Source organism: Chelatococcus sp. KU-N122 (assembly GCF_055391085.1).
In genome coordinates this window covers 6,890,253-6,909,349 of the sequence record NZ_AP043981.1, presented here as the reverse complement: position 1 = coordinate 6,909,349, position 19,097 = coordinate 6,890,253, and the positions used below count along the sequence as shown (strand labels likewise).

Here is a 19,097-nt window from a genome sequence, read left to right as displayed (position 1 = left end):
CTGTACCGAACAGGGTGGTCGCAATGCTAATGCGGACCAGGAGCTACGACTGGCGTAGCCTCCCTTCATCGATCGCGCCTGGGCACAGCCCGCGTGTCATCACCTGCCGGAGTGCCTGTCTTGAAGAGCCGAGTCGTTTCCGCCCTGTCCGTCCTGCTGCGCGGCCTGACTCGGCGCCGCGGAGAGCACCGCCGGCCATCCGGCGCCGGACCGCTCGCGCTTGCATTCGCGGTGGCGCTGGCCGGGGCAGCCTCGGCCGAGGAAGCGCGGCCACAGGCGGCTGTGACGGGGCAGCCGGCGGTGCTGCGGGTGGGCGTCTCCGCCGGGCCCTACGGCGATATCCTGCGGGAGGCGGCCAAGCTCGCCGCCGCGCAGGGGCTGAAGGTCGAGGTCGTCGAATTCTCCGACTGGAACCTGCCGAACGCGGCGCTCCAGTCGGGCGACATCGATCTCAACAATTTCCAGCACCGGCCGTATCTGGCCAACCAGGTCAAGGCGCGCGGCTACCGGATCGTGGCGCTGGATCCCTCGATCGTCGTGCCGGCCGGCATCTATTCGTCGAAGTACGCCAAGGCGTCCGAGATCCCTGCCGGCGCCGCCGTGGCGATCCCGAACGACCCGTCCAATGCGGCGCGGGCGCTGTTCCTGTTTCAGCAGGCGGGTCTGATCAAGCTGAAGGCCGGCGCCGGCGCCGATGCTACGGTCGCAGACATCGCCGACAACCCCAAGGGGCTGAAGTTCACCGAGATCGATGCGGCTCAGCTCGCCCGCTCGCTCGACGACGTGGCGGCCGCGTTCGTGTCGAACAACTACGCCTTCCTGGCCGGCCTCGACCAGAAGAAGGCGCTGGCGCTGGAGACTGCCAGCTCGGAGTGGTCGCTGGTGTTCGCCGCGCGCGACGATCGCAAGGACGACCCGCGCGTGAAGCAGTACATCGCCCTGTATCGCTCCGAGCCGGTCAAGCTCTTCATCGCCGACAAGTTCAAGGGCACCATCCTGCCCACGTGGTAACGGCGGGCCGAACGACCCGTTTCATCCTGCGGCGCCGGCTGCCACGGACGCCCCAGTCCGCGGCGAGCGCCTGATGGAGGGCAGGCGGCTCATCGCGCTCAGCAGATCGGTCTGCGAGATCAGCCCGAGCACGCGGCCGTCCGGAGCGGTGATGATGACCGCATGGGTTCGGCCGTCCGTGAGCACCGGCAGGAGGTCGACCGCCGGTGACCCAGGGGACGCCATTGCCGGTGCGGAGAGCGCATCGGCCAGGCGGTCGCCAGCGCCGACCAGCTCGCGCAGGCCGACCGTGCCGAGGAGATGGCCGCCATCGTCCGTCACCGGCAGGACGCGGACATTGTGTCGGATCAGCAGCGACACCGCTTCGTCCCGCGTCGCGTCGGACCGGATGGCGATGACGTCCCGCGACATGATGTCGGCGCAGGCGAGATCGCCGTGCGAGCGGGCGACGGCCTGCAGCTCCACCTCGCGCAACAGGCGCTCGATGTCGCCGCGATCGATGTCGAAGCTCTCGTCGAGCTTGGCGAGCGCTGCGTCGATGTCCTCCCCATGGACGCCGACCCGCAGCGGGGGCGGCAGGTCGGCGGTCCCGTGCGTATTGACGGGGTGCGGCGGCGCGGCATGCGGATAGCTGCGCCGTGACAGCCGATGAAACAGCAGGCCGAGCCCGACCAGCATGCAGGAGTTCAGCGCGACCGGCACGAGCGGAAAGAGCACGCCCCAGCTCGCCACCGCCGGTCCGCCGAGAACCGCCGTCAAGGCGGCCGCGCCGCCCGGCGGATGCAGGCAGCGCGTGAAGGACATCACGGCGATGGCAAGCGCGACCGCCGCACCCGCCGCCGCGACCGGATCGTGCACCGCGCGCCCGACCAGAAAGCCGCTGAGCGCGGACAACGTGTTGCCGCCGATGATCGACCATGGCTGGGCGAGCGGGCTCGACGGCACTGCGAACAGCAGCACGGCGGATGCGCCCATGGGGGCCACCAGGAGCGGGACATGGGGACCGTTGCCGAGGATGAGGCCACACAGCAGCCCGGTCAGGCCGATGCCGATCAGCGCGCCCAGGCAGGCGATCATGCGCTCGCGCAGCGTCGCGCCCGCAAGGATGGGTGCAAAAAGGCGCAGGCGGGCCTTTGAGGAGGCGGAGGGAGGCCGATCGGGCACTTTGGACATGGGAAACCTCTCCCGCGGTCCACGGCCGGACGGCAGGTCACGAATAGGGCGGTCGAACGGGCGTGCCGCGCCGAGCCGGTTGGAGGCAGGCCGGGATGCGATCCGTTACGGCGGTGCGGTCAGGGCATCCAGAAAGGCATCGAAGGCCGGCGGACGGTTGCTCCGCCGGCGGATGAACAGCGTGTCGACGTCGCCGAGGCTGTACGTCTTGAGCGGCGCCGGCTGGGGCATGAGGTCGAGGACCGAGCGCGGCATGACGCCGACCGCCTCCCGCGCCGCGACGCTCGCCAGGATGGCGTGGTAGGAGGCCACTTCGGCGGTGTGCAGCCCGGGCGATTGACGCCCCCAGGTCTCGGCGATGCGCCGGTAGGTGCACCCCGGCTCCAGCGCGACCAGCGTGTCGACCTGCAGATCTGTGGCGTTGCTGATGTCGGGGTGGTCGCCGGGCATGACGATCAGCAACTCCTCGGTGAAGACGCGCTCGGCGTCGACGTCGCCGAAGCCCGCCATCTCGTCGGCCGGTCTGGCGATGAGCGCGCAGTCGAGCTGGTCGTCCAGCACGTCGCGGACGAGCTCGCGGGTCGCGCCCATGGCGAGCTTGACCGACACCGATGGCCAGCGCGCATGAAACCGTTCCAGAGCACCGGGCAAGCGGCTTGCGGCGGTGCTTTCCATGCTGCCGACACGCAGGTTGCCGGCCGGCACGAGCGGCCTGACAGCCTCGCGGGCCTGCTGCGCCAGGGCCAGCAGACGATTGGCGTAGGTGAGGAAGGTCTCGCCCTCCCGGGTCAACGTCATCCGCTTGCCGTCGCGGCTGAACAGCGACACGCCGAGGTCGCGCTCGAGCTGCTGCACACGGATGGTCACGTTGGAGGGCGCGCGCGCCAGCACCTTGGCCGCGCGTGTGACGCTGCGTTCGGCCGCGACCACACGCATGATCTCAAGTGACGGAAGGTCCATGAATTCCAAATCAGAAATGATGCACGCATCTCATTTCCCGATTTGAAATTAAAATCAAGCTGGATCCGCCAAAATTGGCGAAAAAGTAGGCTTATGGCCGAAATATGCGCCACTGGCGACCTGCGGGGCGCGGCGACCGGCCGCCGCGGGCTTTAGCCGGGACGGACGTGAGCTGATGGTGGCGTCCGACGCTATTTGCCGCGCGCCGCAAACGGCGACCGAGCCCGGCACAATAATCGCTCTTGGATGAAATCGAGACGCCCGCCATCGCACCACCGGAGGCGTTATCGGTATCGAGACGGACGGGGCGGCAGAAGGGCCGGGATTGGCGGACGATCTACACCGGATGTTCTTGGGCGAGGCACATTGGCTTGTTGCTCGACTTGCGATGCTCGCGAAACGCGGCCGTGATCGCGCGCAGGGTCTCCTTTGTCCTCGGATCGGAGAGGGAGGAGTGAAGCACCAGCGACAACGAGGGAAGCGGCGGCAGTCCCAGCGCGTCGCCGACGTCGACCACATCGACAGGGGCGAGGCGGCGCGGAAAGGGAGCGACTGCCAGGCCCGCCGAAAGCGCAGCCGCTATGGCGGTGGTTCCGCCAATGAACACCTCCGTCCAGGGAATCGCAGCACGAGCGAGCAGCGGGGTCGCCAGGTTACGAACCAGGCAGCAGGGCGACAGCCCCGCCATGGGCAGCGGTTCGTCGGCGCGGTGCACGAAATCCGGAGACGCGAACCAGCCGAAATGTTCCGGCCCCAGCACTTCGCCGTCACGCCGGTCGTCGTCGCTGCGGATGATGACGGCATCGAGCCGGCCTGCCTCGAAAGAGTCGAGCAGCGCGCGGGAGGTGTCGAGCAGAACTTCGATCGTCAGCGCCGGGTCGAGTGACTTCAGCCGTGCCAGCAGCGTGGGGACTTCCGGTCCCATGACATGGCTGGCGATTCCAAGCCTGAAGCGGCGCCGGGCCGTCGTCAGACCAGCGATGGCCCGCTCATGGGCCGCCAGAAACTCGCGTGCCGACGGGAAGAAGATCTCGCCCTGAGCCGACAGGCGAACCTGCCGTGGCGTGCGTTCGATCAGCTTCTGGCCGAGGCGCTCTTCGAGCCTTTTCAGCTTCACGCTCACTGCAGCCTGAGTGATGCCCAGAGCTTCGGCCGCGCGGGTGAAACTGCGATGATCCGCAACCATCAGAAAGGCGCGAACGCAGTCGACCTCGAGCGTCGTCATGATCGTCATCCGGATCCATTATCACTGAAATAGCCTGCCATAGAATTGCATTATAATCAACGCGACGGCACTTTGGCCAAGATAATCGCGGCCGCTCAAACGGTGTCATCACAATAAAATAAGTAAGTATGAAACTTATAGACCACCTTGCGGCGGCCGAGTGAAGCAAGGTTAAGGCATGATTCTGAATAAATCCTCAGCGAATAAAGTTGCTCTGGCCGCGGTGTGCCTTTCGGCGCTGATGTTCGGTCTCGAGATATCGAGCATCCCGGCCATCCTGCCGACTCTGGAACAGGTCTTTTCCGCGGATTTCCAGCAGCTCCAATGGATCATGAATGCCTACACCATAGCGATGACCGCGTGCTTGATGGCCTCGGGCGCCTTGGCGGACCGCTTCGGACGCAAGCGTGTGTTCATGGCGGGAATTGCCGTCTTCGGTGTCTCTTCGCTGGCCTGCGGACTGGCGGCCAACGCTCCCATCCTGATCGCCGCGCGGTTCGTCCAGGGAGCCGGGGCGGCCGCCATGCTGGCCTGCCAGATCGCGGTGCTCTCCCATCAGTTCCGGGACGGGCGGGAACGCAGCGTGGCATTCAGCTGGTGGGGAATCGTCTTCGGCAGCGGCCTGGGATTCGGCCCGCTCGTCGGTGGCCTGACGGTCGTCGCCTTGAGCTGGGAATGGGTGTTTCTCGTCCACGTGGTGGCGGCGATCATCGCTCTTGCCCTTGCCCGCGCTGGTGTCACGGAGTCGTCCGATCCCCACGCCGTTCGCATGGATCTTGCCGGTATGCTCACGTTGTCGCTGGCCGTCTTCTGCCTGGTCTATCTGATCACGCGCGGACAGGCGCTTCGCTCCGATGATCCGATCGGGCTCGGTGTCGCCACGCTGGGCACGGTCAGCTCCCTCGCCTTCGTCGTCGTGGAGATGAAGGTGACGCGGCCAATGTTCGACTTCGGCGCTTTCCGCTCCCCGAGCTTCTCGGGCGCGCTGCTCGGCTCGACTGGCATGAACTTCAGCTTCTGGCCCTTCGTCGTCTATCTGCCGATCTATTTCCAGGCCGTCCTCGGCTACGACAGCGTGGTCGCAGGGCTCACCTTGCTTGCCTACACGCTGCCGACGCTGATCGCCCCGCCGTTCGGCGAACGACTTCTCCTGCGCTATGGTCCGCGGTTCGTCATTCCTTTCGGCCTCTTCGTCATCGGGACCGGCTTCGTGCTCATGCGGCTTGCCGCGACCAGCAACCATGCGGGCTGGGCGACGATGCTACCGGGCTGCATCATGGCCGGGACGGGGATCGGACTGATGAACACGCCCGTCACGAATACCGCGACAGCTTCGGTTCCGATTGAACGGGGCGGGATGGCGTCAGGCATGGACATGAGCGCGCGCATGATCTCGCTCGCCATCAACATCGCACTGATGGGCTTCATCCTTCTTCAGGGCATTCGCGCCGATCTCGGGCCGGCTGCTCCACGAGGCGGGGTCGGAACGACGATCGACGGGCTTGTCGAGACGATTGCAGCCGGCAATCTGCAAGCGGCCGAGGCCGGCGGCATCTCCCGCTTGCTGGCCGGGCAGGCACTCGCGCATGGCTTCAGCTGGGTGATGCTCTACGCCGCGCTGTGCGCGTGGGCGCTCTCGGCGTTGAGCTTCGTCGTCCTCGGTCGGAGGCAGCTTGCGCCGGCGCAGTGAACAAGCGGACCGGCGAGCGCTCTACGCTTCGCCCGTGCGCCACTGGTACGGCGGCGGGGTGCCGTTGACCGAGAAGTCGCCGACGATGCGATCCTTGTAGATGCGCGGGTTGTGGGACGCGAGCGTCCGCGCGTTGCGCCAGTGGCGGTCGAGGCCTGCCGATTTCTTCGTCGCCGAGGCGCCCAGCGCGTCGAAGGCGATGGTTGCGGCCTCCAGGACCAGGTCGGAGACGACGGTCTGGGCCTGCGCCACCTCGAGCTCCGCCGTCGCGTTGGCCTCCTCGATCTCGTCCGCGTCGTCGGAGATGCGCACGGCAAAGGCGCGGTCCAGGGCGCGCGCCGTGTGGAACACGATGGCGCCGGCGGCGTAGGCCGCGCTCCGGACGCGGCCGACGACCTGCAGCACCTGCGGATCCTCGCTGGAGCGCGCGGCCGCCGCGTGCGTATAGGTGCGGCGCCGCGCCGCCACCGCCAGCGACAGGTCGCGGGTCAGGGCGCGGCCGACGCCGGCCAGGGTCGCCAGGTGATAAAATTGAAAGAACGCCGACGCGTAGCGGAAGCGCTGGTCGGCGGCCACGATATCGTCGGGCGAGACCGGCACGTTGGCGAACACCGTCGTGCCGCTGGCGGTCAGCGTTTGCCCGAAACCGTCCCAGTCGTCCTCGATGGTGACGCCGTCGGCGTGCCGCGAGACCGCGACGGCGATGCGCTCGCCGGCGGGGCTGGTGGCGCCCACGTCGATCCAGTCGGCGAAGAGCGAGCCCGTGGTGTAGTATTTCGTCCCGTCGAGAAAGAAATGCCCGTCGCGTTCGGTGATGCGGGTCAGGAACGCGGCAATGCGGGCGTCGCCGATCTCGGTCCAGGCGTTGCCGGTGATCTCGCCGCGCGCGAAGCGCTCGGCCCACCGCCGCCGCACAGCGCCCGGCCGGCGGTTGATCACGTCCTCGACGAAGCCGAAATGGCCGCGTAGCGCCTGGGCGACGTTGGAATCCGCTTCGGCCAGCTCGATAATCAACGCCGCCAGCTCGGCGAAGCCGACACCCTGGCCGCCCTCGTCCTCGGCGAGCCGCAGGGCGCCGAACCGCGCCTGCTTCAGCAGCGCCAGCGGTTCGTGCGGCAGCGTGTGGGCAAGCTCGCGCGCCAGCGCGCCCTCCGCGATGTGCGCGAAGACCGGCCGGAAGGGCGCGGCCAGACGATCATACCGCGGGGTCGGATCCTGACCCCATAGTCCCTGCAACCCCATCGTGACCTCGCTCGTCGATTACATGGCGAATCCGCATTTCGGATGCCGCAGCCACAACGGAAACTCTTTGATTCTAGCGTGGTTCAATGGATCTGAAGTTCCTGAGCGCGGATGTCGTGCGAACGGCGGGAACGTCGGATCCACCACACGAGGCCCTTACCACACCGGCACGAGGTAGCGGCCGTATGTCTTGACGATGTAGTCCTTGACCTCGGGCGATCTGTAGATGTCGATGAACCGCTTCAGCCGCGGATCGTCGGCGTTGGCGGTCTTGGTGACGAACTGCAGCGCATAGCGGGCCTCGCCGAAGCCGTCGGTGATCAGCGCCGCGTCCGGGTCGCCGCCGGCGGCGATGAGATAGCTGATGCTGACCTGGGCGAGCTCCACGTCGTCGAGCACCCGCGGCAGCTGTGGCGCTTCCACCTCGATGAACTTCAGCTTCTTCGGGTTGGCGACGATGTCGGTCACCGTCGCCTTCTCGCCGGCGCCGGCGCGCAGCCTGATCAGGCCGGCCTTCTCGAACAGCAGCAGGCCGCGCGCGCCGTTCACCGGATCGCTGGCGATGGCCACGGTGGAGCCGTCCTTGGCGTCCGCAAGCTTCTTGATCTTCTTGGAATAGAGGCCCACGGCCAGCACGTAGGTCGGCGCCACGGCCTTGAAATCGTAGCCGCGGGCAGCGATGGCGGCGTTGAGAAAGGGCACGTGCTGGAACAGATTGGCGTCGATATCACCGTTGCGCAGGGCCTCGTTCGGCGTCACCCAGTCCGAGAATTCGATGATCTTGACGTCGACACCCTTGTCCTTGGCCCGGGCGGCCGCATGCTGGATGATGTCGGCGATCGGGCCGCTCGTGGTGCCGACCTTGAGCGGCTCGGCGGCATGCGTCGCCGCGGCGCTGACCAGCTGAAGCCCGAGGGCGGCGAGGACGGCGAGGGCGGCGACCGGCAGGATCCGGGTCGCGCGCTCGATCACGGCGGTCATGGGCGTTGGTCCTTTGCGTCTGGATCCATTTCGGCGGCGTGCGCGGCGCGAACTCACGCGGCAGCCGGCTGCGCGGAGATCGTGCCGATGCCGAGGTGCTCGCGCAGGGTCGAGCCGGCGTAGGCGGTGCGGAAGATGCCGCGTCGTTGCAGCAGGGGCACCACCGTGTCGACGAACGCTGGCAGGCCGTCGGCCTGGACGTCCGGCATGATGTTGAAGCCGTCGGCGGCGCCCGCCTCGAACCATTCCGCGATCGACGCGGCGATCTGCTCGGGTGTGCCGCAGATGACGCGGTGGCCGTTGCCGCGCCCCTGGGCGGCGCTGGCGATCTCGCGCACGGTCCGCCGTTCGCGGATGAGGTGCTCGATGGTCTGGAAGAAGCCGTGCGGCACCTTCACGTCGTCCCGCGACGGCAGCAGTTCCTCGGGCACCGGCCGGTCGAGGGCCAGCGCGTCCGCAGGTACGCCCAGCTTGGCGGCAAGCGAACGGATCGTGGTCTCGCCGTCGATGAGCGCGTCGAGCGCCTGGCGCCGCTGGTGGGCCTCCGCTTCCGTGCCGCCGATGATGGTGACGAGACCCGGCATGATCAGCGGCACCTGCGCGCGGCCGAGCCGCCGGGCCGCGACGCGGACCTTCTCGGCCTCCCGCAGCGCCAGCGGCAGCTCCACCGCGGCGGCGAACACCACGTCGGCGCTCTTCGCCGCGAGCCGCTGGCCGGCCGCCGATCCGCCGGCCTGCACGATGACCGGATAGCCCTGCCGCGAGCCGGGCAGGGTCAGGGGACCGCGGACGGAGAAGTGCTCGCCAGGCCGCTCCACCGGGCGGAGCCGTGTGGTGTCCACATAGCGGCCCGATGCCTTGTCGGCGACGATCGCGCCATCGCCCCAGCTGCGCCAGAGGGCGCGGACCAGCTCGACGAACTCCTCGGCGCGCCGATAGCGTGCCTCGCGCTCCAGCTCGTAGCCGCCGAAGTTGGCCGTGGCGCCCGGATTGTAGGTGGTGACCGCGTTCCACGCCGCCCGCCCGTCGCTGATGACGTCGAGGGACAGGAGCCGCCGGGCCAGGTTGTAGGGATCGTTGTAGGTGGTCGAGGCGGTGGCGATGAGGCCGATCGACGAGGTGGCCGTCGCCACCGCCGTGAGCAGCACCGTCGGCTCGAACCCGGTGGTCGGTGGCTGCACCGCCAGGTCAAGCTGCACCGCCGGCGAGTCGCCGACGAAGACCACGTCGAACAGGCCGCTCTCGGCGATCTGCGTGCCGGCGATATACTGCTTGATGTTGATGAATGCGTTCGGATCGGACGACGGCCAGCGCCAGGCGCCCTCGTGGCCGCCGGGCCCGTGCAGATTGGCCCCCAGGTGCAACTGCCTTGCAATCATCCTCGGCCTGACCCTTTGTGTGAACATCGCGCGAGACCGGGGCCCGGCTGTCGGAAGACAAGCCCTGCGGCGTCGAAGCGACGACAGTTATCGGCAAAGGATGCTGGTCACAAGAAAATCAACTACTTTATTGAAGGCTGGAATAGAAAATATAATTCTCAGATCAGCTGGTCATGTGGACTCTGTTTCTGTGGGATGCGCCTGCACAAACACAACGTCCGATACCCCGGCGGCGATTGAGCCAGATCAACGAGAGGAGCCCCGATCCGTGCTGGTCTGCTGCCGTAAATCCGAGGGGGCGAGCAGGCGGGCTCATGTCTGAGCAGTATCGTTACGGAACGGTGGCGATCATTCTCCATTGGTCGATCGCCCTGCTGATCGTGATCGCCTTCGGGCTTGGCCTGGCAGTTGACAGCTTTCCGCAAGCGTGGACCGGCGCGGCCGTGAACCTTCACGTCCTCGTCGGCCTGTCGGTGCTGCTCCTCAGTATCGTCAGGCTCGTCTGGCGGCTCGCGCACAGGCCGCCGGCGCTTCCCGCTACGCTCGGAACGCTGACGCGGCGGGCCGCCCTCGCCGTCCATGGTCTCCTCTACGTGCTGATGATCCTCATCCCCGCGATCGGCCTTCCGACGCTCTTCTTCCGTGGGCGCGGCATCGACTTCGGGCTGTTCCATGTGAGTTCGCCTTTCGCACGCACGCCCGAGCTCTTTCGTCCCCTGACGGCGGCCCATGAGCTCGCCTCATACGCGCTGATCGCGCTGGCCGTCGGCCACATGCTCGCGGCGATCTATCACCAGTTCGCGCATCGTGACGGCATCGTGCAGCGCATGCTGCCGGCTCCGCCGCGGCGGGCGTAGGGCCTTGCCGAAGCAGGACCCCGCACACGCGCCGTGGCAGGGATGGCGGGCGGGCAAGCGCCTTCTCCTGCCGGCGGTGGCGGCAGCGCTCCTGGCGGGCGGGGTCGCCTGGCTCGCCGGGCGGGCGGATCTCGCCGCGGACGTCTGGTCGGCCGGCACCGGAGCCGCCCTCGCGGTCCTCGTCATCGATATCGGGATCAGCCTTCGTCGCGGCGAATTCGGCCTCGATCTCCTTGCCGTCCTGGCGATGGGCGGGGCGCTCGCGTTCGGTGAGCACCTTGCCGGCATCATCGTCGCACTGATGTTCACGGGCGGCCAGGCACTGGAAGACTTTGCACAGCAACGGGCCCGGCGCGAGATGACGGCGCTGCTGAGCCGCATGCCGCGCAGTGCCGCCCGCTACGCGGCCGCGGGCCTCGAGGAGGTCGCGCTGGCCGATCTGGCGCCCGGCGACCGCCTTCTCGTGCGCCGCGGCGAGGTCGTCCCCGTCGACGGCACTATCGTGGCGGGGGTCGGCATACTCGACGAATCCGCGTTGACCGGCGAGGCGCTGCCGGTGCGGCGCAAGGCCGACGAGCCCGTACTGAGCGGCTCCACGAATGCTGGCGACGCCTTCGATCTCCAGGCGACGAGCGCGGCGGCCGATAGCACCTATGCGGGCATCGTCAGGCTGGTCGAGGCGGCGCAGGACGCCAAGGCGCCGATGGCGCGGCTGGCCGATCGCTTCGCCCTGCTGTTCCTGGTCCTCACGCTGGCCATAGCAGGCGCCGCCTGGGCACTGAGCGGGGAGGCTGTGCGCGCCTTGGCGGTCATCGTCGTGGCGACGCCGTGTCCGCTGATCCTCGCCGTGCCGGTGGCGATCATCGCGGGCATGTCGCGCTGCGCGAAGCGGGGCGTGGTCGTGAAAGGCGGGGGCGCGCTCGAGCGGCTCGCCGGCGCCAGGACGGTTCTCCTGGACAAGACGGGCACGGTCACCGACGGCCACGCCCGCCTCGTCGAGACCAAGACGTGCGCGCCGTGGGACAGCCTCGAGCTGCTCAGGCTGGCCGCGTCGTTGGACCAGAGCTCGCCCCACGTGGTGGCGCAGGCCCTCGTCGCCGCTGCGCGCGAGCGCGGCCTGGCGCTCGCCGCGCCGACTGATGTGCGCGAGGTGCCGGGATCGGGCGTCGTCGGGCGGGTGGGGGACCAGGAGGTGCGCGTCGGCGGCTGGGATTTCGTGGCGGCAAAGGCCGACCTCTCGCCGTTCGCCCGCGAGGTGGGCCAATGGATCCGCCGCGACGGCACGGTCGCCGTGGCGGTTGCCGTCGACGGAGCGATCGCCGGTGCCCTGCTGTTGGCGGATCAGGTCAGGCCAGAAGCCGGCGCGGTGTTGCGGCATCTGCGCGATGCCGGTGTCCGGCGCATCGTCCTCGTGACCGGCGACCGCGCCGATCTGGCTGCCGGCGTCGCCGCATTTCTCGGGGTCGACGGCGTCATCAGCGATATGAAGCCGCAGGACAAGGCCGTTGCGGTGGCGGCCGAGCGGGCCAACGGCCCGGTCCTGATGGTGGGCGACGGCGTCAACGATGCCCCGGCCCTGGCGGCCGCCGATGTCGGTGTGGCCATGGGGGCTCAGGGAGCCGCGGCGTCCTCCGAAGCCGCGGACGTGGTGATCCTGGTCGATCGGCTGGACCGGCTGGTCAGCGCCATCCGCATCGCCCGCCGTTCGCGCGGCATCGCGCTGCAAAGCGTCTATGTCGGCATGGCCTTGTCGCTCGTGGGGATGATCGCGGCCGCATTCGGCTATCTGGCGCCCGTCGAGGGCGCGCTATTGCAGGAGGCTATCGACGTCGCCGCCATCATGAATGCGTTGCGTGCCTTGGGAGGACCGGTCCGGTTCGGCGCGCGGCATCGACTCGGCCAGGAGGACCTGCTGACGCTCGAAGCCGAGCATCGCGCTCTGGCCGATGTCGTCGACGACATCCGCATGACGGGCGAACGGATCCGCCATTTGCCGCGGCTCGAGGTCCAGAGCCAGCTCGCGCAGCTCGAGGTGGCGTTGCGGGAGCGGCTCCTGCCGCATGAGACGCACGACGAGCAGATTTACGCCCGCCTTCGCCGCACGGACGGTGGGCCGGACGCCTTGGCAGGCATGAGCCGAACCCATATGGAGATCCAGCGTCAGGTCCACAATTTGCGCGCCCTCCGCGAGGCCGTCGCCGAAGCCGGGCCGGACGACGCGCAGCGCTACGAGATCCAGCGCCTGCTCCACGGCCTCGAAGCGATCACCCGGCTGCATTTCGCCCAGGAGGACGAGATCTACCGGTCGTTGGAGGCGGATTGACGTCGTCTTGCCATAGCTCCGGCCGCCAGCCGCAGCCTCAATTGTAGAGCGGGTTCGGCGCGATGGTCCCGGTGAAGGCGTATTCGGCGACCTCCCGGGCCTTGTAGGCGACGGGATCGTGCAGCGTATGAGTCCTGACGTTGCGCCAGAACCTGTCGAAGCCGTAGGCGGCGCCGGTGGAACGGGCGCCCATCAGGTCGAAGATGCGGGAGGTCACGTCGAGCGCCACCCGGGTGCTGTGCACTTTGGCGGCGTAGACGGTGGCCGCCGCCGCGTCGCGTTCGGCTCGGGTCAGCGCCGCGCCCCTGTCGTGGGCCTCCTGCAGGGTCACGGCTGCTTCGTCGGCGAGCGCCAGGCCGGCGCGGACGTCGGCGTAGAGCAGCCCGTAGTGCTCGCGCACGTACGGGTCCTCATGCGCAGCCCGCACGCCGGAGGTCTGCCACGGCCGGGCGTGGGCCGTGACATAGGCCTTGGCCTCGGCCAGCGCCCCTTCCGCGGTACCCAGGTAGAAGTTGACGAAGTAGAGCTGGTGGGTCGGCACCACCAGCGTGGCCGACGGCGGCACGTCCTTGGCCTGAGGCGGCGGCAGCGGCCCGAGCACCTCGCTGCGGGCGATGGCGACGTCGCGGAATTCGACGCTGCCGCTTTCGGTGAGGCGCTGGCCGAAGGCGTCCCAGTCGTGCACATGGGTGATGCCGGGCGCTCGGCCCGGCGCGGCGATGAACACGACGTCGTTTCCGAGCTGGGCGCGCAGCGTAATCCGGTCGGCGACCGCGGCGTTGGAGGCGAAGGTCTTGCGGCCGTTCAGGCGGAAGCCGTCACCGTCCGGCGTCAGGACGGGCGTCGCGTCGCGCGGGTTGGAGGCGCCGCCCCAGAACCACTGGTCGGCGACGGAGCGTCGGATCAGGGCGTCGCGCTGCTGGGGCAGGGCGCGGGTGAAGGCGCTGGCCGACAGCAGGTAGTGATAGCTGAGCAGCTGGCCGACGTTGGCGTCGGCCCGCGAGAGGGCGCGGACGACGCGGAAGGAATCGATGAACCGGCCGCCACCGCCGCCGTGCTCGGCCGGATTGAGCAGCGTGAGCAGGCCCGCACGCCGCAGCAGCTCGATCTCCGCCACCGGCGCAGCGCCGGCGCGCTCGCGCGCCACCGCGCTGGCGTGCAGCTCGGCCGCGACCTCCTCGGCGATCGCCGTCCATACCGCCGCCGGGCGATGGCTCGCAATGGTCACAGCCTCGGCACGATCGGACACGGCTCACCTTCGGCATTGTCGGCGCGACCGCGCCGCGGGCAGGGCAGTACCGCGGTCGGTGCGGCTCCACCTGCCTGTATATCACCGCCGCAGCGGGCCGTTATACAGATGCCGTTTTCATATTTTGTTGCTGTCGGAGGACTGATATCTTAATTTATAGGATTATCCGAAAATTATTTCTCGGGACGGCGGTCGCGACGGGCGTGGCGGCCTCTCCTCGGAGGCTGTGACATCCGCCCGAGGGAGGAGGCCGCCCGTCCGGCCTCGGCTCTGGAGGGGCCTTGGATGTGCCTGTTCCGGTGCGCACGCGGGGAGAGGCACCTCGCGGAGCGCGCCGCGGCTGCCCCGCCTCCCTGCTAGGCCCTGGAGCGAGCCGACGACGATCGCGTCACGCAGCTTCGGCGATAAGAAAAAGATTTATGCCGGTCTCGTCGGCAATAACGCGCGCCTTCGATCGCTCGAACCCTGCATGAGCCGCGAGGCGCATGAGATCTGCTGGTCCGCGGTGAATCAAGAACCAGTCGCCGACGACTTCCATGTAAGACCGTGAGGGGTTGTCGTGGGCGAAGTTGCCGACAGCGATCGTTCCGCCTTGCCGGAGACTTTCGCGCAAGCGCTTCAGCAGGACCGCGGCCGCCTTATCGCTCAGGTAATCGAACAAGCCCGACGACCAAATCAGATCGTAGTTCGCTCCAGCGCGAAAGCGAAGTGCGTTCTTATGTATAAAATGTGCTTCTATGTCCGGGCTGCATAGAAGATTGAAATTCAGCCTGGCGCGGGAAATTGCCTTTTCGTCATTGTCGAGAAAAGCGATCGATTGTAAGTAGTCTGCTTGCTGAGCGGCCATGCAGACGTCCAAGGCGGGCCCACAGCCGACGGAGAGTAACGTCTTCGGGCGCATTTCTTTCAGTATCGAGGAAAGAACGTTGGATCTGTCGCGTACGGCTTTTGATCCTGCGCTTTCATGAAAGAAGGTGTCCCATTTGACCAGGTCGCTCCTCTGGGATGCGATCTTCGCGTAGATGCGTTCAATGAGCTCGAAGTCGCCGGCGTAGCCGTGGGGCTTGGCGTGGACGAAGCCCTGCATCGTCCATGTCGTCCTGAATACGTCGCGGTGCTTGCTGAAGAAGGACGGCACGGCCGAGTCGCATTCGGCGCGATTGGATATCCCGTGCTCCACGACGAAGAGAGTCCGATGGATTCGGTCGAACGCCGCCATCAGGTCGGCATAGTCGCCGGGCCCTGGACCTTGGCCTTCCACGACGCTCGCGATGTACCCCAGTTCAGCGCCAACCATTGCCTTACCCTCTTGCTGTCGTGGCACGAGTGGCCAAGCTCGCCTTGCCCTTAAGTGTAATGATATAATTTATAAGTCAAGATGGTGAATTGTGACAATCATGTTATTGATGTGCGAATTGTTTCATTAATATATCGATTTTCGTTGATCTTATATCGATGATATCGTGAGTTAGGCGACAAATTATTTCATGATTTTATGATCGGATTCTTATAGAACGCCTGAACTGATCCGCGTTGGGCGGGGCATCGACCTGCGCGACGCGAGTGTTTTGCTCCCGCTTTGCTGTCGATGGAGCGCGCGGTGACGGGTCGACCTCCAAGCCGGTGAAGCGCTTCGGCAGCGCCCCATGGGGCGGCCTCCGTCGAAGTCCCGCGGGCGGTGATTTTCCGATACGTCACACTAGCCCTGTTCCGTGCGATCGCTGATATTGCGGCTTCCTCGCAGGGGGCGTGAGGCGATCGGGGGAGGCGAGTGGCGCAGGACGAGCTTCTGCTGACGACGGATCTGGTGGAGCCGGGCCTGCGCAACGAGGTCTGGCGCGAGATCACCCGGCCCGTCTTCGAGACCACGCTGCCCCCTGACGATCGGGATAGCGTGCTCCGGGGCTCGGTGCGGTCACGGGGGATCGGCTCGCTGCTGATCGGCCCGACCAGCTTCAACGCACAGCGCTACCGTCGCGACCGGCGCGTGATCGCGCAAGGCGGCCTCGACCACTATCTGGTTCAATTGCTCGCCGCCGGCTCCCTCAGCGGTGACTGCGACGGCCGGACGGTTGCCGCGGCGCCCGGGGACATCTTCGTCCTGGATCTCGCCCGCCCGCTCGTGACCCACGTCAGCTCGGGCTCGCGCATCTCCGTCGTGCTGCCGCGCCAGCGGGTCGACAGGGCGGCCGGCGGGCGCAGTCTGCATGGGCTCGTGCTCGAGGCGGGGGCTCCCATGACGCAGGTGCTCGCCGATTTCATCGTCAGCCTGTCCCACATGACGCCGGGCCTCGACCGGGAGGACGCCCTCGCCATCGAGGAGGCGGCGATCGACCTGATCGCTTCCGGGCTCGCGCGGCGCGCTCCTCTGGGCTCAAACGCCGACCCGGTGCTGGCGCCGGTGCTGCGGCGGCACGTGCTGGCCTTCGTCGACGCCCATCTTGCCGATCCGGACCTTGGTCCCGTCGTGCTCATGCGCCGCTTCCGCATCTCTCGCGCGCATCTCTACCGGATGTTCGCCGCCGATGGCGGGGTGGCCAGGCTTGTGCGTGAACGGCGGCTGGATGCGGCCTGCCGGGAGCTCCTGCGCGGCCAGCGCTCGATAACCGACATCGCCCTCAGCCTCGGGTTCTCGAGCAGCAGCCAGCTTCTGCGGGCCTTTCGCGCCCGCTTTGCCATGACGCCGACCGAAGCGCGCCGGGAGGGGATGGCGCTCGCGCTGGCATGTCAGCCGCTGGGCCACCTGCAAGAGCATTTTGCGGCCTACGCGGAGCGGCTGCGCGACCGCTGACGGCGTCACCCGCCAGCGCCGGCGTGGCGGGGGCGCCATGCGCGCGGAGACGGCGCGACGAGCCAAATGAGACGGAATGAGGATCGCGGGACCGGCGCCCGTGCTAGGCGGCGCATGGGCCGTCACGCGTTGGCGGAAGGGGGGCTTGCGACTGCGTCCCAGTGCGGCGGGGACGTGGATCGGCACGAGAGGGGGACGATGATCCATGCGATTGAAGCCAAAAGCGCCGTGGCACGCCGCCTTGCGGAGCAAGCCGCCCCTCCCGAAGCCGTGATCGACAGGAGCGGATCATGACATGGGTCAGACTCTGCGCCGTCGCCCTGACCGGGTGCTTGACGGCGGCCGGCGCGGCCGCCGCTGCCGATGCGGTATCGGTCGCGATGCCGCCGCAGGTCCAGGCGGCTCAATCCGATTGGGCCATCGTCGTCAGCCCCTATCTCTGGGCCTCGTCCCTGAACGGCGACGCGGCGGTCTTCGGCATTCCCAGGCACGTCGACGTGCCGTTCGCGGATACCCTGAAGAACCTCGACTTCGGGTTCATGGGCGCGGTCGAGGTGACCAACGGGCGGTTTGGCGCCTACGTGAACGGTCAGTACGCCGACGTGTCGTCGGACGAGCAGGTCAGGTCGTTCGATGCCGGTGTCGGCATGACGTCGACGATCGTCAGCGCCGGCGCGTTCTACCGCATCTACGAGGCCGACCTCGGCGGCAACACCGTGTTCGGCGCGCCGCGGACCTTTGCCATCGAGCCGACGGCCGGCGTCCGCTGGACGCGGCTGACCGGTCGCGTCCGCGTCGCCGGCTTGGACGTCTCCGAGAGCGAGCATTGGGTCGACCCGTTCGTCGGCGCGCGGATCAACATCGATCTCACGGACCGCTGGAACCTGCTGCTCGAGGGCGATGCCGGTGGCTTCGGCGCCGGCTCCCGGCTGAGCCTCAACGGTCAGGCCTACCTCGGCTATCGCACCATGCTGCTCGGCTACCAGACCCTCGTTCGCGCAGGCTACCGGGCGCTTTACCAGGACTACGAGAAAGGCGGCTTTCGCTGGGACGTCATCCAGCACGGGCCGGTGGTGGGCGCGTCGATCCGCTTCTAGGGGCGGCAGCGCGTTCGCCCGTCAGCGGGGCAGCAATACCCGCCTAAAGGAGACGACGATAGAGATGGATCTGAGCGATTTTACCGTGTCGGACACCCCGACGGCCGCCATCGTGGAAGCAATCGGCAAGGTCATCGATCATGCCGACCAAGTCGACCCCGTCGTCCTCGCTGACCTGCTCAGCCGATGCGAAACGCTGAACGAGTTTCAGCTGTTGCAGGCGGCGAGCTCGCTTCTGCAGGCGGCGATCGCGCAGGGCGAAGGCATGGGACCTGAGCGTGAAAAGCGGCTCGGGGATAGCAAAGGCTGGCGCCGGAGCCGAGCCGGATAGCGCCCCGCATCAGGCGCCCGCGGCGGCCAGGCCCATCTGCCAGAAATCGGCCTCCAGTCGTGACGCCTGGCCGAACAGCGCGGCAAGCGCGGGGAAACGTCGCTCGGTCATGGCTCTCGCCGCCAGATCGTCGAGGTGACGGCGCGCCGCGACGGCCACGTCCTGATAGGTCTCGCCGGCATACTCGCCGATCCATTCGCGATAGGGATGGTCGCCGAGCGCATCGACGCCGCGCGGGGCAAGGTTGCGGCCGATCTCGGCATAGCCGACGACGCAAGGCGCCAGCGCAACATGCAGATCGAGGAGGTCTCCAGCCGCACCGCAATCCAGCACGAAACGCGTATAAGCGATCGTCGCTCGATGCTCGGGGGCAGCCTCGATCTGGTCCGGCGAGAGCCCCCAACGGCCACACAGCCGGATATGGAGCTCCATCTCGCTGAGGATGGCGGCAAGCCCCCCGTGCGCCGCCTGGATGTCGGCCAGCGCGCGGCCCTTGTAGGCGGCGAGCGCGTAGGCGCGGGCGAACTGGATCAGGAACAGGTAGTCCTGCACGAGGTAAGCGCGAAACGCCGCCTGCGGCAGCGTGCCCGCGCCCAGTTGGCGCACGAACGGGTGGTCGACATAGTTCTGCCAATCGGCGGCGGCCGCCGCCTTCAGCCGGTCGAAGACGTCCATCCCAAAAACGTGCCTTTTCCGTGATTGTCCTGTCAACAGTAGACGAGATGTCGCTTGCCAATGAGCCGGGGGGCTGTAGTGCGATGAAGCAGCCGGCATGCGCCGTCACTCGG

16 protein-coding genes are annotated in these 19,097 nt (G+C 67.7%); 7 read left to right on the top strand and 9 right to left on the bottom strand.

All coding sequences use genetic code 11. The annotated features are described in order from the left end of the window. Positions 1 to 120: 120 nt before the first annotated feature. The gene (locus ACZ5PO_RS31275; protein WP_464186369.1) at positions 121 to 1,011 is read left to right on the top strand and encodes a MetQ/NlpA family ABC transporter substrate-binding protein; all 891 of its coding nucleotides are present in this window, start codon (positions 121 to 123) and stop codon (positions 1,009 to 1,011) included. A gap of 21 nt (positions 1,012 to 1,032) precedes the next feature. Here the strand turns inward: ACZ5PO_RS31275 and ACZ5PO_RS31270 are convergent, their stop codons facing one another. The 3 genes from ACZ5PO_RS31270 to ACZ5PO_RS31260 form a co-directional block, all read right to left on the bottom strand. Next, positions 1,033 to 2,184, bottom strand: coding sequence for an HPP family protein (locus ACZ5PO_RS31270; RefSeq protein ID WP_464186368.1), 1,152 nt, complete (start codon positions 2,182 to 2,184; stop codon positions 1,033 to 1,035). A 105-nt stretch (positions 2,185 to 2,289) separates the two neighbouring features. Continuing rightward, entirely contained in the window at positions 2,290 to 3,144 is an 855-nt protein-coding gene (locus ACZ5PO_RS31265; RefSeq protein ID WP_464186366.1) for a LysR substrate-binding domain-containing protein, read from the bottom strand. Between the two features lie 337 nt (positions 3,145 to 3,481). Further along, positions 3,482 to 4,369, bottom strand: a complete 888-nt coding sequence (locus ACZ5PO_RS31260) for a LysR family transcriptional regulator (protein ID WP_464186365.1) — start codon at positions 4,367 to 4,369, stop codon at positions 3,482 to 3,484. 178 nt (positions 4,370 to 4,547) lie between these two features. On the opposite strand from ACZ5PO_RS31260, the gene ACZ5PO_RS31255 reads away from it, so the two are divergent. Beyond that, on the top strand, positions 4,548 to 6,059 hold the full coding sequence (locus ACZ5PO_RS31255; RefSeq protein WP_464186363.1) for an MFS transporter: 1,512 nt from the start codon (positions 4,548 to 4,550) through the stop codon (positions 6,057 to 6,059). 21 nt (positions 6,060 to 6,080) lie between these two features. Here ACZ5PO_RS31255 and ACZ5PO_RS31250 read toward each other — a convergent pair whose 3' ends face one another. The 3 genes from ACZ5PO_RS31250 to ACZ5PO_RS31240 all read right to left on the bottom strand — a co-directional run bounded on the left by ACZ5PO_RS31250 (position 6,081) and on the right by ACZ5PO_RS31240 (position 9,661). Continuing rightward, positions 6,081 to 7,301, bottom strand: coding sequence for an acyl-CoA dehydrogenase family protein (locus tag ACZ5PO_RS31250; protein ID WP_464186361.1), 1,221 nt, complete (start codon positions 7,299 to 7,301; stop codon positions 6,081 to 6,083). A gap of 156 nt (positions 7,302 to 7,457) precedes the next feature. Then, a complete protein-coding gene (locus ACZ5PO_RS31245; RefSeq protein WP_464186360.1) occupies positions 7,458 to 8,282 on the bottom strand; it encodes a MetQ/NlpA family ABC transporter substrate-binding protein in 825 nt (274 codons plus the stop codon). A 53-nt stretch (positions 8,283 to 8,335) separates the two neighbouring features. Continuing rightward, the gene (locus ACZ5PO_RS31240) at positions 8,336 to 9,661 is read right to left on the bottom strand and encodes an NtaA/DmoA family FMN-dependent monooxygenase (protein ID WP_464186358.1); all 1,326 of its coding nucleotides are present in this window, start codon (positions 9,659 to 9,661) and stop codon (positions 8,336 to 8,338) included. 314 nt (positions 9,662 to 9,975) lie between these two features. Between ACZ5PO_RS31240 and ACZ5PO_RS31235 the strand changes: the two genes are divergently transcribed. Next, a complete protein-coding gene (locus tag ACZ5PO_RS31235; protein ID WP_464186357.1) occupies positions 9,976 to 10,518 on the top strand; it encodes a cytochrome b in 543 nt (180 codons plus the stop codon). 4 nt (positions 10,519 to 10,522) lie between these two features. Beyond that, a complete protein-coding gene (locus ACZ5PO_RS31230) occupies positions 10,523 to 12,841 on the top strand; it encodes a heavy metal translocating P-type ATPase (protein WP_464186356.1) in 2,319 nt (772 codons plus the stop codon). Between the two features lie 37 nt (positions 12,842 to 12,878). On the opposite strand, the gene ACZ5PO_RS31225 is transcribed toward ACZ5PO_RS31230, so the two are convergent. Both ACZ5PO_RS31225 and ACZ5PO_RS31220 read right to left on the bottom strand, forming a co-directional pair. Beyond that, positions 12,879 to 14,090, bottom strand: a complete 1,212-nt coding sequence (locus ACZ5PO_RS31225) for an acyl-CoA dehydrogenase family protein (protein ID WP_464186355.1) — start codon at positions 14,088 to 14,090, stop codon at positions 12,879 to 12,881. A gap of 388 nt (positions 14,091 to 14,478) precedes the next feature. Continuing rightward, complete coding sequence (locus ACZ5PO_RS31220; protein WP_464186353.1) at positions 14,479 to 15,387, bottom strand: class I SAM-dependent methyltransferase; 909 nt, start codon at positions 15,385 to 15,387, stop codon at positions 14,479 to 14,481. 474 nt (positions 15,388 to 15,861) lie between these two features. Here ACZ5PO_RS31220 and ACZ5PO_RS31215 point away from each other — a divergent pair, with 474 nt between their 5' ends. The 3 genes from ACZ5PO_RS31215 to ACZ5PO_RS31205 all read left to right on the top strand — a co-directional run bounded on the left by ACZ5PO_RS31215 (position 15,862) and on the right by ACZ5PO_RS31205 (position 18,309). Then, on the top strand, positions 15,862 to 16,881 hold the full coding sequence (locus ACZ5PO_RS31215) for a helix-turn-helix domain-containing protein (RefSeq protein ID WP_464186351.1): 1,020 nt from the start codon (positions 15,862 to 15,864) through the stop codon (positions 16,879 to 16,881). Positions 16,882 to 17,171: 290 nt separating this feature from the next. Then, on the top strand, positions 17,172 to 17,978 hold the full coding sequence (locus tag ACZ5PO_RS31210) for a hypothetical protein (protein WP_464186350.1): 807 nt from the start codon (positions 17,172 to 17,174) through the stop codon (positions 17,976 to 17,978). Positions 17,979 to 18,042: 64 nt separating this feature from the next. Continuing rightward, positions 18,043 to 18,309 carry a hypothetical protein gene (locus ACZ5PO_RS31205; RefSeq protein WP_464186349.1) on the top strand — a complete coding sequence of 89 codons (267 nt, stop codon included), beginning with the start codon at positions 18,043 to 18,045 and terminating at the stop codon, positions 18,307 to 18,309. Between the two features lie 9 nt (positions 18,310 to 18,318). On the opposite strand, the gene ACZ5PO_RS31200 is transcribed toward ACZ5PO_RS31205, so the two are convergent. After that, complete coding sequence (locus ACZ5PO_RS31200; protein ID WP_464186347.1) at positions 18,319 to 18,984, bottom strand: TenA family protein; 666 nt, start codon at positions 18,982 to 18,984, stop codon at positions 18,319 to 18,321. Between the last annotated feature and the right edge of the window lie 113 nt (positions 18,985 to 19,097).